The 15661-nt window shown below is 44.5% G+C and carries 15 protein-coding genes and 2 pseudogenes; 2 read left to right on the top strand and 15 right to left on the bottom strand.

All coding sequences use genetic code 11. The features are described 5' to 3' along the window. From IEY46_RS36015 to IEY46_RS36005, 3 genes and pseudogenes are all read right to left on the bottom strand, one after another. Positions 1–258, bottom strand: a pseudogene (locus IEY46_RS36015) (hypothetical protein); the annotation flags it as partial. A 553-nt stretch (positions 259–811) separates the two neighbouring features. Continuing rightward, a pseudogene (locus tag IEY46_RS36010) lies at positions 812–1000 on the bottom strand (MazG nucleotide pyrophosphohydrolase domain-containing protein); the annotation flags it as partial. Between the two features lie 168 nt (positions 1001–1168). Further along, complete coding sequence (locus IEY46_RS36005; RefSeq protein ID WP_189001189.1) at positions 1169–3730, bottom strand: helix-turn-helix domain-containing protein; 2562 nt, start codon at positions 3728–3730, stop codon at positions 1169–1171. 372 nt (positions 3731–4102) lie between these two features. On the opposite strand from IEY46_RS36005, the gene IEY46_RS36000 reads away from it, so the two are divergent. After that, complete coding sequence (locus tag IEY46_RS36000) at positions 4103–4420, top strand: NIPSNAP family protein (protein WP_229750779.1); 318 nt, start codon at positions 4103–4105, stop codon at positions 4418–4420. 45 nt (positions 4421–4465) lie between these two features. On the opposite strand, the gene IEY46_RS35995 is transcribed toward IEY46_RS36000, so the two are convergent. The 9 genes from IEY46_RS35995 to IEY46_RS35960 form a co-directional block, all read right to left on the bottom strand. Beyond that, positions 4466–4825, bottom strand: a complete 360-nt coding sequence (locus IEY46_RS35995; protein WP_229750778.1) for an NUDIX domain-containing protein — start codon at positions 4823–4825, stop codon at positions 4466–4468. A gap of 383 nt (positions 4826–5208) precedes the next feature. Beyond that, positions 5209–5337 (bottom strand): hypothetical protein, encoded by a 129-nt coding sequence (locus tag IEY46_RS36855; RefSeq protein ID WP_268239567.1) that lies wholly within the window; start codon positions 5335–5337, stop codon positions 5209–5211. A 104-nt stretch (positions 5338–5441) separates the two neighbouring features. After that, positions 5442–5822, bottom strand: coding sequence for a RidA family protein (locus tag IEY46_RS35990; protein WP_189001183.1), 381 nt, complete (start codon positions 5820–5822; stop codon positions 5442–5444). 35 nt (positions 5823–5857) lie between these two features. Beyond that, positions 5858–6754, bottom strand: coding sequence for an AraC family transcriptional regulator (locus IEY46_RS35985; RefSeq protein WP_189001181.1), 897 nt, complete (start codon positions 6752–6754; stop codon positions 5858–5860). A 194-nt stretch (positions 6755–6948) separates the two neighbouring features. Further along, positions 6949–7167, bottom strand: coding sequence for an AAA family ATPase (locus IEY46_RS35980; protein ID WP_189001178.1), 219 nt, complete (start codon positions 7165–7167; stop codon positions 6949–6951). Between the two features lie 318 nt (positions 7168–7485). Continuing rightward, positions 7486–7965, bottom strand: a complete 480-nt coding sequence (locus IEY46_RS35975; protein ID WP_189001174.1) for a DinB family protein — start codon at positions 7963–7965, stop codon at positions 7486–7488. Positions 7966–8211: 246 nt separating this feature from the next. Further along, positions 8212–8976 carry an AAA family ATPase gene (locus tag IEY46_RS35970; protein WP_189001173.1) on the bottom strand — a complete coding sequence of 255 codons (765 nt, stop codon included), beginning with the start codon at positions 8974–8976 and terminating at the stop codon, positions 8212–8214. Positions 8977–9208: 232 nt separating this feature from the next. After that, a complete protein-coding gene (locus IEY46_RS35965; protein ID WP_189001170.1) occupies positions 9209–9610 on the bottom strand; it encodes a cytidine deaminase in 402 nt (133 codons plus the stop codon). A gap of 184 nt (positions 9611–9794) precedes the next feature. Continuing rightward, positions 9795–10778: a phosphotransferase gene (locus tag IEY46_RS35960; RefSeq protein WP_189001168.1), complete on the bottom strand. Its 984-nt coding sequence runs from the start codon at positions 10776–10778 to the stop codon at positions 9795–9797. Positions 10779–11157: 379 nt separating this feature from the next. On the opposite strand from IEY46_RS35960, the gene IEY46_RS35955 reads away from it, so the two are divergent. Beyond that, positions 11158–12021: a copper amine oxidase N-terminal domain-containing protein gene (locus IEY46_RS35955; RefSeq protein WP_189001166.1), complete on the top strand. Its 864-nt coding sequence runs from the start codon at positions 11158–11160 to the stop codon at positions 12019–12021. Positions 12022–12211: 190 nt separating this feature from the next. Here the strand turns inward: IEY46_RS35955 and IEY46_RS35950 are convergent, their stop codons facing one another. The 3 genes from IEY46_RS35950 to IEY46_RS35940 form a co-directional block, all read right to left on the bottom strand. Continuing rightward, positions 12212–12883, bottom strand: coding sequence for a phosphopantothenoylcysteine decarboxylase domain-containing protein (locus tag IEY46_RS35950; RefSeq protein ID WP_189001193.1), 672 nt, complete (start codon positions 12881–12883; stop codon positions 12212–12214). A gap of 225 nt (positions 12884–13108) precedes the next feature. Then, on the bottom strand, positions 13109–13912 hold the full coding sequence (locus IEY46_RS35945; protein ID WP_189001164.1) for a hypothetical protein: 804 nt from the start codon (positions 13910–13912) through the stop codon (positions 13109–13111). Between the two features lie 236 nt (positions 13913–14148). Next, positions 14149–15261, bottom strand: a complete 1113-nt coding sequence (locus IEY46_RS35940; protein ID WP_189001162.1) for a P-loop NTPase family protein — start codon at positions 15259–15261, stop codon at positions 14149–14151. Positions 15262–15661: the final 400 nt, after the last annotated feature.

Genomic DNA, 15661 nt, shown 5'->3' with positions numbered 1-15661 from the left:
CTGCATAAATGCCCTGATGAAAGCTAGGTACGGCGTATCTCCCGTCTTTGACCAGCTGTGTTCCGTTGAGATCTTCCGAAACCAGTTCACAAACAATTCGAATCCTTCTCGTGTGTTTTCAAACGTAATTGCCTTCCCAAACTCGACTCCGCGGTTGTCTTGTGCGCGAGCCACATGTTTGAATTTGGCGATGTCCACACCGACAATTAAGGTAGAAGATGTGATTTGATTAATGCGCTCATTTTGATTAGAATTCATGATGTACTCTCCTTGGTTTATTTTTGGGATCCGTTCAGCCGGCCAGCGTCGTGGACCCATTAATATCATACCAAGGAGCTTTTCTTTTTCTCAAACCTCGTATTTCATCATAATAGGAATGCTGCCCGTTAGCTTAATAACTCGTGTAATATCGGCTTACGGCAATGTATAGAAGTTCTTGTCCTAATACGGCTTTGTATAGAAGTTCTTGTCTTGAGTAAACGACAAGAACTTCTATACAAAAAATTAAAAAGCCGCAGTTTATGCGACTTCCGTTGTATTGTTGTTCTTGTCGTCCGACAATTGTTGTCGTCACTTATGGTACGGTTCACCGTATCATCTATAGAGCGAAATCTTCAAAACAATTAATCGTGCTTACAAATTGTCACCCGCATGGGAAGCATTTTTAAGCGTAGCCCTTTCTACTGAATGTTTCGTTTGGCAAGCTCGTACCCCAACTTAATTGCACTTGCTTTGTAGACAGAATGGTTACCCTCGCTTGAACCACAAAAAACTACGATTGATTTCAAGAACAATCAATCCTTTCCTTTGCCTAAGACATCGAATAGCTTGATGCAAGCTTTTGCTTATGCGCTTCAAAGATTTCTTCAAGTGAGATATCATACTGATTGGCGATGACAACCGAATTCCCTAGTACATCTCCAAGCTCTTCAACTAGATTTGATCTATTATCTTCAAAGGAACCCTCCGATTCATCGGGACGATCTCGTCCGATCTCCAACTGACCGTTTCAAAAAGCATGCTTTTCGAAAGTTGAGAAGAACAACTTTATAAAAACCAGCGGTGTTGGAAGTTCGGAGTGGCTGAATTAAAATCGGACAGCCACTCGCTGCCGCCGAAGAAGAAAATACCAAGCGTTGCTCGACAAACGGCGCAACAAGGAATGCCCCTACACCTCTAACGCAAAAGAAACAGCCTGCTCTCTCGTCATTCCTCTTCCAATCGCAATGGCCTCGTTAAACGGCGCATCGCCGCATTCTAGCCTGCAGGTTCGTTTCGCCTGCTCGTAAATCCATTGAAACTGGGGCTGGGTCGCGGAGCCAAGATTGGCTCGTAATTTCTCGGAGACTCCGATCAGCGTAGCGGCCGCCCGGTATTCTCCCAGCCCGCACAACGCGCTTGCAAGCCCCTCGACTCCTCGCGCGAGGAACCACGTTCCTGGATACGTTTGGCAGATGGCGATGCCTCTCTTGAAAAGTGCCAACGCTTCTCTGGGTTTCTGCCGGTTTAACGCAATATATCCCAGGGCCCGAAAAGGTCCCGACAACTCCAAGTCGTCTTTTGCTTTCTCGAATAGCGTGGCACTTTCGACGAGCAAGGGTTCCGCCCGTTCCCACTGCTGCTGCGCCACCAGGATGTAACTCAGAGAACCTAAGGATGACGCAAGGCTCCAATCGTCACCTGAATTCCTGGCATGCAGCACGCTCTCTTCTGCTAGCCGAATCGCTTCGTCCGTCAAGCCCGAATGCGATGCCAGCTGAGTAAGCATGCGAAGCTGAGATGCCAGGAGCGCCGGATGTGCGAGCTTGCGAGCTTCATCCGCGCTTTGTCTGGCCAGGTCTTCGGCTTCCTGGACTTCTCCCATGACCCACAGCAACACGCTAAGACCATGCTTCGCTTTTACCGCGTGTTCTTGAACGGAAGTTTGACTGTGCGTCGCCAGAGCCGCACGCAGCTGCGCGGATCCTTCCTGCAAGGTCCCTTCATGCAGCCAGTAATAATAGAGGCAGGACGCCATTCGTATTGCAGCTTCCGCCCGCGGATGATCGCAGGCTAGTTTCAGCGCGGAGCGAATGTTGGCGTATTCCCGCCGAATCGCCACGAATGCGGCATACCGGTCTCGACTGCGGAACCCCCGTTCCGCTCTTTCTACGAATCGACAGTAGTGCTCGACGAAGCGGCGGATCATCCGTTCGCGTTCCTCGCCGGTGCAGTGCCTCTCCCATTGTTCGCTTCCAAATTGTTTAATCGTCTCGAGCATCGCATATCTGCGCCTAGGTCCGCTACTCGCCAAATCAACAGATAGGAACGATTTATTGAATAGGCTCGCAATCAAGCTTAAGGCCTCCTGACGATCGAACCGTCCGAGCGAGGGGTTCGATTCCTCATCCACGCAGATCTGTTCGACCGCTTCCAGCTCGAATCCCCCGGTAAAAGCACTCAGCTTCCGCAGCAGCTGCCGCTCTTGCTCCGTGAGCAGGGCGAAGCTCCATTCCAGGGTGGCTCGAAGCGATTGATGACGGGGTGCGGCCGTTCGCTTCCCGGCTGTAAGGACGGCGAACATATCGGACAGCCGTTCGTCGAGTTGCTCGATGCTGAGCACGTTCGTCCGGGTGGCTGCCAGCTCGATAGACAGCGGGATGCCCTCCAGACGTTTGCAGATTAGCCCGACAATCTTCACGTCAGTTTCCGATACGCGGAAGGAGGGAGATACGGCGGTCGCGCGCTCGATAAACAGCTGAACGGACTCGCGGGACAGAATGGCGTCATCCACTGCATGATCCCGCAGCTCATTTTCCGTGGGGAACGTAAGCGGCGGAATCCTCCATACGCGCTCCATGCCGATGTTCAACGGCTCCTGGCTGGTGGCCAAAATGGCGACCTTAGGGGATTCCGACAACAACCGCTCGATGAGAGAAGAGCAGAAATCGATCAAGTGCTCGCAGTTGTCGAACACGAGAAGCATGCATTTGTTCCGGATATGGTTGAGCAAGGACTCGATAAGCGGCCTTTCCTTCTGTTCCTTGATGCCCAATACCGACGTGATGATTCTCAGCGCCGAGAGCGTATCCATCGCCGAAGCGAGCTCGAACAGCCACACGCCGTCGGGATAAGAAAGGCAGGCGTCCGATGCGACCTTATACGCCAGGCGCGTCTTGCCACTTCCCCCGGCACCCGCGATCGTGACGAGGGGGAAATCGGCAAGATGTTGCCGAATCTCCCCGACCTGTTCGAGGCGGCCGATAAATGAGGACATTCTGCTTGGTAGATTCGTTACTCCATATGGTGCGGTAGCACTTCGCGGCGATTCATCGGTCCTGTGTGCCGGCGAACCTGCCGATCGGATTCCGGAGTGAACGTCAGCACCTGCAGAAGCAGCTGCGAGAATCGCCTCGAACCATTGTTCGTCAAAAAGGGGATACTTCCGGTTGTTTCCTGACCTGTCGTCATGGAATCGACGGACCGTCTCCCAAAGTAACTGAGCCTCCGCGCGCTCGGAACCGCGAAGAAACTTTTGTTCAACGACAAAAAGTTGAATCAGCAATTGCAGATTATGAGCGCTCGGCAGCCGTTCGCCATTTTCCCACAGCTGAATCGTCCTTATCTCCACCCCGATCCGCTTGGACAGATCGATCTGCCGCAGCTTCGCCCTTCCGGCCGGGCCCGGTCTCTGCCGCAGTTTGCGAATCATCTCTTCCGGCCATATCCGTTCCGTTTGATTACCTGCCATTTATTCTCCTCCCGATAACACGATCTTACACGAACTTACATGAACTCTTCGTACGAACTCGCCTGCATTCTTAGCATAGACGTCATCGTGCTAAGATTCAATCATACCGAACACGCCGAGTAAGTGTGAGGAAAAGACTAGGGGAAAACGAGAAGGAGGAATGCGGCATGCCATTCGTACGCATCGCATTGATGAAGGGCAAATCGGCGGAGAACGGTTCTACCATCCTGTGGAGTTATATTGAAAATATTTAATGATGCAGTTGAGAAGGGTTTTTTGGAGCCATAAAAAATGTAGAATATCTTTTAGCTTGCGGAAAAGACGGTTTCAACGATCAAACCATACGATTATTACGGAAGAGAGGGAATGTACATGTTATACGAGCTGCGCATTTATACGATTCATGAAGGGAGAATGGATGCGATTCAGCAGCGATTCGAGCGGCACACGCTTGGTATTTTCGAGCGGCTGGATATAAAAGTGGCCGATTTCTGGATCGATCAGACTGGGCATCCGAAGCTGTATTACGTGATGGAATACAAGAATATGGAAGATCGGCAGCTGAAGTGGGGCACGTTTGTGCAAGATCCGGAATGGGTCGAGGTGATGCGCAAGTCCGAGGAAAGTGGTCCCATCATAGCGAAGATAGAGGAAATATTTATGAAACGGGCCGAATTTTTTATACGATAGCGCGTTTGGCACTTGCCCCTCAACGGGATAATACAGGAACGGAGCTTACAGCCTAGCCGGCGGGCTCCGTTTTTGATTTAGGGAGTCTAACGCTTCATCAATAGGTATAAATTGAACGTCTGAGACTTCTGAACCGTCAGCATCAAGCTCGCCTGAAGTTATTTCCATTTCAAAAACAAAATAAATCCCGTGTTCTAATCCATCCTGATGATGTCTTATTCCATCACGAACCCCTATCAGCCTCTTTGGCCTTGTTGTTAATCCGGTTTCTTCCTTTACTTCTCTTACAGCTGCTTCCTGAAAGGTTTCCCCCTCTTCAACTAAACCGCCTGGCAACATCCAATGGTCTTTATTTGCCCCATATGTAATTTTCACTAGGAGCACACTGTCATCTTTAACGACCAACCCTCCAGCGGAACACGAAGACCTCATAACATCAACCCTTCGACTGTTTTTGTAGGAATCGTATCACCATTAGATTAATAATGGAAATATCTATGTCCTATCCCCGCTATATTCCTCAACTATAAGATAAAGAAGTCTGAATTAAACTCCCATTAGCGCAACGAAGGGCCACCAGGTTGGCAGTCCCATGATGTTGAACTATCGTTCCCCGGAGCGTAACGCGGTCCGAGTTATTACCCCGAAGCGTTAAGCCAGTGAAATTTAAGAACCACTTTAGATTTATGCTTTATTGTAATAAACGATACTGAAAATGAGAAAAACTATAAAGGTTATCGCAAGAACGGTCATTCCAGATATAACATAAGGATTTGGATCGCTTTGCGCTAAACTCTGACCCAACTCTGAACCGGCCCAATAGAACCCGTCGCCGACAGCTCAATCTGAAGGCCGGTCAGCTTCATCGCTTTGGCCACCATCACCATGGCTCTCTTCCAATAGTTTACTATTGTCATGACGCATTCGTATCCGTTATAAAAAAAAGAACAGATGCCGCGGCACTCTGCTCCCTGGTTATAATCCTACACCGTAACTTGTGCATAAAAGGAATAATAGAACATTATTTTGCTGCAACGGCTTCGATCTCAACAAGCAAATCAGGTGAAGCGAGCGCTTTAACAATTACTAACGTCGTCGCCGGGCGAGAGGTAGGCAAGAACCCCGCACCAGCCTCCATGAAGGCACCGAGCAAATTTTCATCCGTTAAGTAGATTGTAGATTTTACGATGTCGTTTGCATCCATATCCGCACCTGCAAGAACTTTGTATAAATTATTGATCGCCAACTCTGTTTGTTGCCGAATATCTTTACCAGGAATTCCATCAGGACCTACACCTACTTGACCTGAGATGAACAGCAAACGTTGGAAAGACGTAACCTCTACTCCGTGATGATAAATGTCCGAGGAAACCACTCCTGGAGGGTTGAATTTTCTTAGCATCCTTTAATCTCCCTTATTAAGTCGTAAATCAGCCATTAGACTTTCCTTACGGCGAACCATAGTTCAACGGAATGAAGCCCAGCTCCTTCGCCGTAAACTTGCAATTCCGTTTCGTCCACCTGTTCGTAGCCTGACGTCGGAAGCCAATCTGCATAAAATCGTCGATACAATGTCTCAATGGTTCCATCGAACGCATCCCAAGCAATTGGTTCCGAGGGGAAGATTACCCATGTTTGAGCGGGAATTGTTATGGTTGAATAGCCGTTTACGTTGCTGGTTCCGCTCTTAAAGGAACACAGCATATAAGGGAAAGTATCGTTTCCTGTGTTTTTGTAACTGCAAATTCCATGTACTTTGTATGAATCTTGGCTTACAAAACGGGGCAAGTCGCCGGCGTTAGCAGCAAGTCTCTCAACTTCACCATTGGCATGGGATAGTTGCCAGAATTGTGCCGGCGTGTTCGGTGCATTACCACTTTCATCGTTACGAAACACTAGTTCCATTCCGAATACCTCAAATGATTCCTTCGTTTCAATTCGATAATTCACCGCATCTACTCCTTTGATTGTAATCAGGAAGGAGATGCGTGGATAGGCTTTAAGAGCAATTCCGTCTTGTCGAGCCATTGCCGGCGTGATCCCATGAAGCAATTGAAAAGCTCGCGCGAATGAAACCGGTGATTCGTAGCCATATTTCATGGCAATATCGATCACTTTAGCCGCCTCATTATTTTGCAGTTCGAGCGCGGCAAGAGTGAGCTTTCGGCGCCGAATATACTCTGCCAATGTTACATTGGTAATGAATGAGAACATCCTTTGGAACTGATGGGAAGAACAGCATGCTCTGCGCGCAACTTCACTTAGTTCAATCTCCCCGGCCAAGTTTAATTCCATATAATCCATAGCTCGGTTCATCCGTTCCAGCCAATCCATCGGATTCCTCCTCTCAACCAAATTATATAATCCCATCAGTATCGCATCGCAACTTTTTGTGCACAAATAAGTTGCGTCTTTTGGGACATTTCAGACGGGGTAAGTGACCATTCCCATCAATCTCCCAGCCTCCAAAAAATGATAACCTGAAAGTTCTGCTCGGCCTCCGTCTACCTTTACTTCTATGCTACTTTTTATTTCGGTAAATCATTAATATTAATGGTATCCTTCGTTATATGTTTTTCAGTAATTCCGTATAAAATTGCATTAAGAAAATTTGTTTTTCCTGAGTTGTTATACCCAACTATAGCGATCGGCTTCTTATAATTTTCGTCTGGAAAATTAACAATCGTCTCTTCGTTGAAGGACCTATAATTCTTAACGCCGATTTTTTTAATGCGAATATTGCTCATTTTTCCAACCTCCTTTATTTTTACAAGTTAAAATAAATAAATTTATCAAATGTTCTCATTCACGACGTAAGACGAATGTGTTCGGCTCTGTCGGCCTAACTCCCTGCTAGCAATCACAAACGGAATATTTCACTGGATGGATCACAGAGCTCAGTATTTTAGTGCAATCATACCACGGAATGGAAAACATTGTCGTTTCATGCTTTCATAAAAATATGCCTCTAAAACTCTTTTTGGTTCATGAGGGGGAATGGGAAAAAAGAAAGAACCATAATGGTCCTTTCCTATTGAGCTAACGTTTCCCGTTAGCGGAAAGAGCTATATTACCGTTAAAATTTGATTTCTATGATGATTGTCGTGATCGTTAAATTCGTGAATGATGTAAAGCAGAGAATAGGGTGTGCCAGTATGTGGGCAAATTTCTACTCCACCTGCAGTAACATGTTTAGCAGCCACGTCAGGCTCAGTTAAAAGTTTTTCAACCAGTTGAAGGCGAGTTTGTTTATATTCATCGAGCAGACGATCTTTAGAAATTCCCGATCTGGCGTATTCATACGCCATTTTGTTAAACGAATCGAAATCCGGAAATACCATTCCTTCTCCATTTTTAATCGCTGGGATGATCGTATAGATAAGGTATGTATCCCAATTTTTAAGATGCGAAATTATTTCCCCTACTGATGCTTTTCCTTCAGCAATCGGTTGTAGCCATATGCTTTCGTTTACATCATGTAAGGTATCCGTCCACTCTGTAAATTCTTTATACCGAAGAATCGTATTTTCGCCTAAACTAATCATATTGGAACCTCCATTTTTATAGATAAAAATTCGGATAATCATTTCTGTTTAGAATAATAGCTCTCTTCAATACTACCGAATATACGTTCGGTAGTAAAGGTGCTATATTTGAACTATACTGCCCATTAGTTTAATGACCAAAAGGAGCAGGCTGCCGCGGCAAACTGCTCCTTTTTTGTTGAACTAATGTTCCCAGTTAGCGTAATGAACTAGCCTTAATACAATAAATTAGTCCGACACTGCTCTTTATTTCCCACTAGCCTCCCCGAATAACTCCCTGAGCATTTTATCCTTGTTATTTAGAAATTCCTTCATAATCAGGAAATGGTCGGTTTTTTCCAGCACTTGGACTTCGATGCCATCCGGCGTTAGATTGTAAATAATCGAATCCGGATACGCCATCAGGATCGGGGAATGGGTCGCAATAATAAATTGGGAGTTTTGCAAAACAAGTTCATGGATTCGCGTCAGCATCGCCATCTGTCGAAGCGGAGACAGGGCCGCCTCAGGCTCGTCTAGGATGTATAAACCATTCCCCCCGAACCGATGAACGAAAGTGGCAAAGAATGACTCTCCGTGCGACTGCTCATGCAAGGATTTGCCACCGTACGAATCTTTTATATGAGGCCCGAAGGAAGGCTGGCTGTCCAACTCATCGATCGTCGTGGCGAGATTATAGTAACTTTCTGCCCGGAAGAAGAAGCCATCCTTCGGGCGTCGCGGACCTTTGACCAATTGCATATAATCAAATAAGCTCGAATGGGTAGCCTGGGTCGAGAATGAAAAGTTAATCGTCCCTCCTTCCGGATTAAATCCCCAAGCGACGGCAATGGACTCCATCAGTGTAGATTTGCCCATACCATTTTCACCTACGATATAGGTTACCTTGGGGTGAATATCTAGGGTGTTTAGGCTTCGAATGACCGCCAAATCAAAGGGGTAACGATTGTAAGCGGGAATTTGCTGCCTCTTGAGCTGAATTTGTCGTAAATAGGAATGTTGTACGTTCAATTTGGTTCACTCCTTTTATAGATGGCATTATCCGTCCTTCAACCATACTTGACTCTCGGCGCTCATGCAAATTCTCATTTGTATGACGCCGCAACCAATAAGGGGAGCTATTGCCCACGCAGCATTGAAGCTAAACTGCCAGTTAGCTGAGCGGATTTCCAGCAATGCAAAACAAGCGATGGATCGGTTCCACCGCTATGCTATCGTACCCGTTAGTTCAATCAATTACATTTTATTTTTTGTAGGCATTATACCAGTGATAAGGTTGAATTTCTGTTAAAGTTTTATACTGTAGGCTTCCATCAGGAGTATATACTGCTGCTTTTACACCTGATCCCCAATAGAACAATCGTTCCTGACAAACACCGCATGGGGTTAGAACCTTAAATACCTCTTGTTCGTTATCCCTAACAACACAGACAGAATGTGTTATCTTTGCATTTAATTTATGTGCTTCTAGTATTGCACCTGTCTCAATGCATAACTCCGTTGAAGCGTTTATTACCTCTGGAGCTACACTTGTCAGAATATCAGAGTTTACTGTGTACATAGCAGCAGCTCCGCCCCATCCAGTAGGATATCTTCTTTCTATTAATTCGATGGCTGCTTGATATAACATCTGCTCGATATTCATTTTCCCCACTCTACTTCACCCTCTATGTGATTTTGATGTCCTTATTATATTATGACTGCCAGTTAGCTTAACAAAGAAGGGCAGCAGCTGCCGTAGCATACTGCTCCTTATTTGTTTAACTAACGTCTTCCGGTCTTCCACACAGCAGCCAAGATTTAATTTCCATGGGAGCTTAATAAAGATACTACAATATGTTGGTGTTTCTAAATTCATTAATAAAAGCTTCTAGCCAATCTTCTGAAAAATCAAGAGCACCATAATCACTATGGATAAAAGACACATCGAGACTCATTACCCAAAAGCGACGCGCTACAAAAAACAATTCTATCGAAGATTCATCATGAGCAGAAAAGTCTCTGACAGATCGATAACCCGAGATTAACGCATCCGATAGCGGCTCTTTTCGATCCTCTAATTGGCGTTTTCTGAACCGAACTTGTGCCAGATCATATGCACGCCAACCTTTCGCAGACCATTCAAAATCGTAATGAGTAAAATGATCGCCTTCTTGGAATGCATTATTATTTCCATGCATATCTCCGTGACATAAACCCCAATCCAATCCTTGTTTAATAGCAATGGCGATACGCTCTTTTAACGTATTCGCAAATTCACGTAGAAATGGCGTTGCATCATTTTTCTCGCCAATGTAGTTTACGATACGATCCAATGGTTGATCGATGAGAAAGTTTGTGTCCAGATTGTATCTGGGTTGGTTCAGAGTAACTTGATCCAATGCTGCATGTAACTCGGCAGCAGATCTACCAAAAGCAAAGCAAGATTTCTCGTCATGAAGCACGTTCTCGATGCCATTGAGATAGCGAAAAATTACAGCAATCCTTTTCCCTTCTGGCGCATTCACAACGGTGTATAAGGTGTTGTTTTTTTTGGAAATTGGTTCTGACACCTTTGTGTCCATTGAGCTTAGGACATTTTTTAATTGAGTTAATAAGGATAACTCATAAGCAACATCGCTCTCGTTAATTGAAAAACGGTAAACACGAAGTATGTAAAATCCATTGGATGTTCGAACCCTGTATGTATCATTTAATCCACGCAGCCAGTACAAACATTCATCCCATTCTCCGATATCATAGTGTTCGCTTAAGCAGTATTCCAAGTATTTTGGATCTAGGACTGAACGTAAGGCAGTCGGTTGAGTATACATCATGTTACCCCTTATTTTTTATCTTAATCATATAACAGTTCTCATCCCATAAACAGGAAAATTTTCAGGTTATTTTCTACGTTAAACTGCCAGTTACTTGAGAAAAGGCAACCGATCCATATAGGTCCGGCTGCCTTCTCATGTTGTTTCCATAGAGCACAAATTGCCACAAAGGGCTGCCCAACTGGCAGCCCTCACGATACTGGATTATCGTGTTCCATTAGCTTCATGTCGACTGACTACCACGTTAATTACCTGATCGGAGTAGGTTACGTAAAGACCGAGGAACCGACCGGCAGTATGGTCGAGAACCGCAACTTTCCCTCATAACAAACGTCATAAATGCGACAGATAACAGTCGGATAGGAGTTATATTCTTATGAACAAATGGTGCACGTTATTGGCCGGTTCCGCCATGCTCGGAGGCTTCCTCTTCGCGAGCGCTTCCGCCGATGCCTCCCCTCTCTCCGTCTTTGTCAACGGGCAGTATCAGAACAAGCCTATAACATCGAAAGGACGAACTCTCGTAAAATTGCGGGCGCTAACGGATCCGGCATGGCTTGAATTCGCCTACGATCCCAAGACGCATATCGTCATGTTTCACACGAAGGACAACAGCATCACGGTGCAGCTTCGCGAAGGAAACAAGACGGCCATGGTTAACGGCAAACAGGTGAAAATAGATGCCGCGGTCGTAAACAAGGACGGACTGACTTATGTTCCGCTGCGGTTCATCAGCGAGACGCTTGGAGCTTATGTCAACTACTATCCGGATGACAATCACGTCATCGTCCGTACCCCTTCGGCTCAGGCGAAATACGAGACGTTGATGCACGGGGATCTCACCGCGGCGCGCAAAATTGCGCTCGGATTGACCAAGGTACGAGGGGAAGCGCCGCGTACCGAAAACGGAGAAATGTACAATTACTACTATTATACGTTTCCGGAAGGAGAAGCGCTGCGTTTTACCTTCGACGAATCGGGCTTTTCTGACAGCTACTACGAGGTTAATGAAGAAGGCCTTGCGGTGCTGAAATGGCAGATCGACAATGTGGCGAATCGCAATTGGGGAACGAAACCGGTTTTTAAAAACCGCGTTTACTTTCTGAACGAATTCTTGGGAGGCGTGTTTACTTACGGTACGCTGGATTCACAGGGCAACAATACGCAATTAGGAAGATTTTCTAGGAATGAAGGGGTCTTGCCGATCGAAGGGGAGAAACGGACGGACGCGAGACCGTAAGTCCAGCGGTGTTAGTCATTGAATGGACTTAGCCGGCTAAAAAACAGTCAACGGTTGCGTCATCCGTTAATACATTTTCCTTGAACAGCAAAAGGGGCGCCGAGGCAAATCCTTTTGCTGTTTTAGACAACCTATCGTACCCGTTAGCGTAATAACAGATGACTTATGAAAATAAAATGGGCTAGTTTGTTTAGTTGCTATCTAGTATATGAATTACAGCATGGGCTGTTTCACTCTTCTTGGAAATGGTCTGGACTGATCCATCTTTAGACAAGACATAATGACTTGTTGCATCTGAATAAAGTGATCCAGTTGAATTAGCAACAACATAGTCAGCTCTCCACGTTTCCATGCGTTGCTTAGACCTATCAAGTAGATAGTCAACGTCCACACTATGTTCAAGTTTAAAACCTACAAGTAACACATCGGGATTCCAATGCTTAATTTCGCTTATCAGCTTAGGGGCTTTTTTAAAATGGATTATTGGTGGTGACTCACTAGGTATTTTCCCAAGATTATTGATGATTTCTCCATTAGATCCGATTATTTTATCAACCACCCAATCCGATATAGCCGCAGTCATTATTACCGCATAGATAGGTTCACCTTTAACTATTGTCTGTATTTTATCACTAAGGTCTTGTATTCCTTCGAATTGAATAACTCGCATCTTTTGATGATTTGTCGGTAACTTAGAAAAATATCCATGAAGGTAAATTACATCTGCCCCCATATTCAATGCCTCCTCAGCCAAGTGGCACCCCATGACTCCTTTAGACAAATTGGTATGTCCACGTACCTGATCCCACTTTTCCAATGTCCCGCCACTAGTAATCAAAATTTGTTTCGCTTGTAGATTCAGAGTCCTTCACCGCCTTTCAGGGTTCTTTAAAAGATTGTTACTTTATTCTGATTGTATCATTACTGGGAACTATGGAATATTCATGAGATTACAAATTTTAGTATATGTTAATTTATCTGCCCGATAGTTTAATGGCATCTCAGCATAGCAAAAACAGCGATGGATCGGTTCCACCGCTGTGCTATCGTTCTCCATTAGTTCAATCGGGCATTTTACTCTAGCCTATTAGAAACGCGGATTGCCACCGATCAAATCTTTGGTCATTGGATCGAAAAACATTGTAATCGGTCCCAGTAGACCGTTAATTTCCGTGTCAAATTGAACAGATATTACAACATCTAACTTTCTGTCATCTATCCAGTTGCCAACGTTTTTTCCAGACTCTAGTGTCACTATGGCTTTCTCTTTCGGCGTGGTTAAAGTGCTTCGTTCCTTTTCTGAGATTTTGGTCCATGCTAGACTCCGAAATTCATCTTCATTTTTAAGTTTGTCATAATGGAAGACATAATAGTACCAACCGCCGCCCAGATTCTTATAGTCATTCACATAGCTGAATTTCGAAGGATCACCTTTGGCCATCTCCGGTAGGCTGAGGTAGGTGATGCCTTGTCGATACAAGTTGTCTTCGGCGTCAAACAAAAAATCAATACTTTTACTTGGGTCATCATTTAAGGAAGATATCCTTTTCACAATACCTTCTTGGAACAACGTTTGAGCGAATTGTTGAATATCAGGGTCTTGGATCTTCTCGATGGCGTAATCTTGTTGAAGTATGACAGGCCGAGTCTGGAATACTCTTTCATTCTCTAACAGGTAACTGCCTAGAATATCAAAATCTTCACGACGGTTTTGAAAATATTTAATAACCTCAGTCTCTGGACGCTTCAACACTTCGCTAACGTTCAAGGGAATAATGAAATCACTTGCCTCGGCATGCTCCGTGCCCTTGCTTTTCAAGCCAGCACATCCGCATACCGCCAATGCGAAACAAATTAGAATTGAAATGAATTTCACCGGCCAACGATTCATATTGCCTCCCTCCAATTGAACGAATTTCCCTTTTTCTTGCAAATCGGTCTTAATTAAGTTAGACGCATTTAATAGTGACGAAGTTTCACTGTTATGCACGTTATAATAGATGGCAATCGGTTGATTTAGACCGTCTAATTTTTGTCTCCGTTAAGCTAAACTGCCCGTTAGCGTAACAACACGCTGCCGCGGCAGCGTGTTGTTTATTGTAGAGCTATCGTATCCGTTAGCGTAATCTATGATAATGATAGCTTTTGATAAATTGCCCCGCTTGTCGTCCATCGGTCACATAACTGTTCTCCCTTAATAATAATGCGTTCCCCATCAAGTCTAATGATTACTGGAAGGTCATGAATAAAAAACTCTGAACTCGATCTGGGCATTAACTTCTTTTTTGCACCATCTGGAGTAATAAGATGCCCCTCAACTAATTGAATCTGCTGATTTATTTCCTCACACATGTAAGTACCATTTGGCAATGTAAAGCTGCGGGAAGGCACGTAAGACAAATTTAAGAAATTGAGTAGCAGATCAACATAATCATTCCAATTACCTTCTGTGATTTCCAACGACAGTTTGCTTGTAGGGACTGAGTCGAAAAGCATTCTGGCACAGCTGCCGTAATCTCTTAAAAACATCTTATAACTTTCAGCCCCTGGAGGACGATTCCTATAGTATCGCTGATGTTTGTCTCTTTCCCAAATTCGCTCAAGAAATGCAGTTCCTCGGCACTTCACAAGATAATCAATCGTGTCATCCGTATTATCCCTATACAAGTAAATCAAAGATGGATTAAGCGGGGATATAATCTTATAAATTGCTTCGATAAATGACTGAAGTTGAATAAATGGTGCGTCTGCTAAGATAAACGTGTAAGCTTGGAATTGAAAAATACAACTATCCAAGATTGCAATTTCATTGGAATGGAGTTGTTTCTCTACGAAATGCTCCCACTTTTCTATGGCCACTTGTTTATAACGTTCCAAGTCGAAGTTCCATACATCATATTTTTTTAAGTCCGTAAACGAGTCACTACCTAAGTATTCATAATAATTCCATTCTACATCGAGTAGATCAATTCCAATTCCATTTTTTCTTTTAATGAGAAGTTGCTCCAGTATCGCAGCTGTGTGAGGATAACGAGCGATAAATTCTAAATACTCTTTGTCCTCCATATAAGCTTCATAAAAAAATAAAGTTGGATGAGGTCTCGCGACTTCGTGAATCCATCTTGCTTTCTTGCCATTTCGCTCTAATTGTGAGAATAATATTCCTGCATTCGTTGATTTTCCTGTTGAAGGAAGGCCCTCCATCAAAATCAACTTGGATTGATTGAGTGTCTGCTCCATAATGAGCACTCCTTGGTTTCATAAATATTCCAATTATACCACACTAAAAGTGACGGTAACTGCTTTATAGCTTAATGAACAAGAAGCAGGCTGATAAATCTACCCCTTACTAATTTCCATAACAAACAGACGAACGAGCAGGCATGGTTGTTGCGTTATCCTGCCCTTTAGATTAATGAAGGCAGCCGCTCATATTGGCCGGCTGCCTTAGATGTAGATATTGAGCTATCGTTTCGAGGGAGCTTAACATTGCATTGAGTTTAATAAGAGTATTCCATTATAATGAGACTCTCAGTGACGTCTATTACTTTTTTAAACCCACACTTCTCATAACATCTAATTGGATTGTCAACAGTAAATCAGACAACCTTTTTAAGGGCTTCTTGGCGATACTGAATAG

Source organism: Paenibacillus nasutitermitis, assembly GCF_014641075.1.
Classification (GTDB): domain Bacteria; phylum Bacillota; class Bacilli; order Paenibacillales; family Paenibacillaceae; genus Paenibacillus_Z; species Paenibacillus_Z nasutitermitis.
This window is presented reverse-complemented; position numbering and strand designations above follow the sequence as displayed.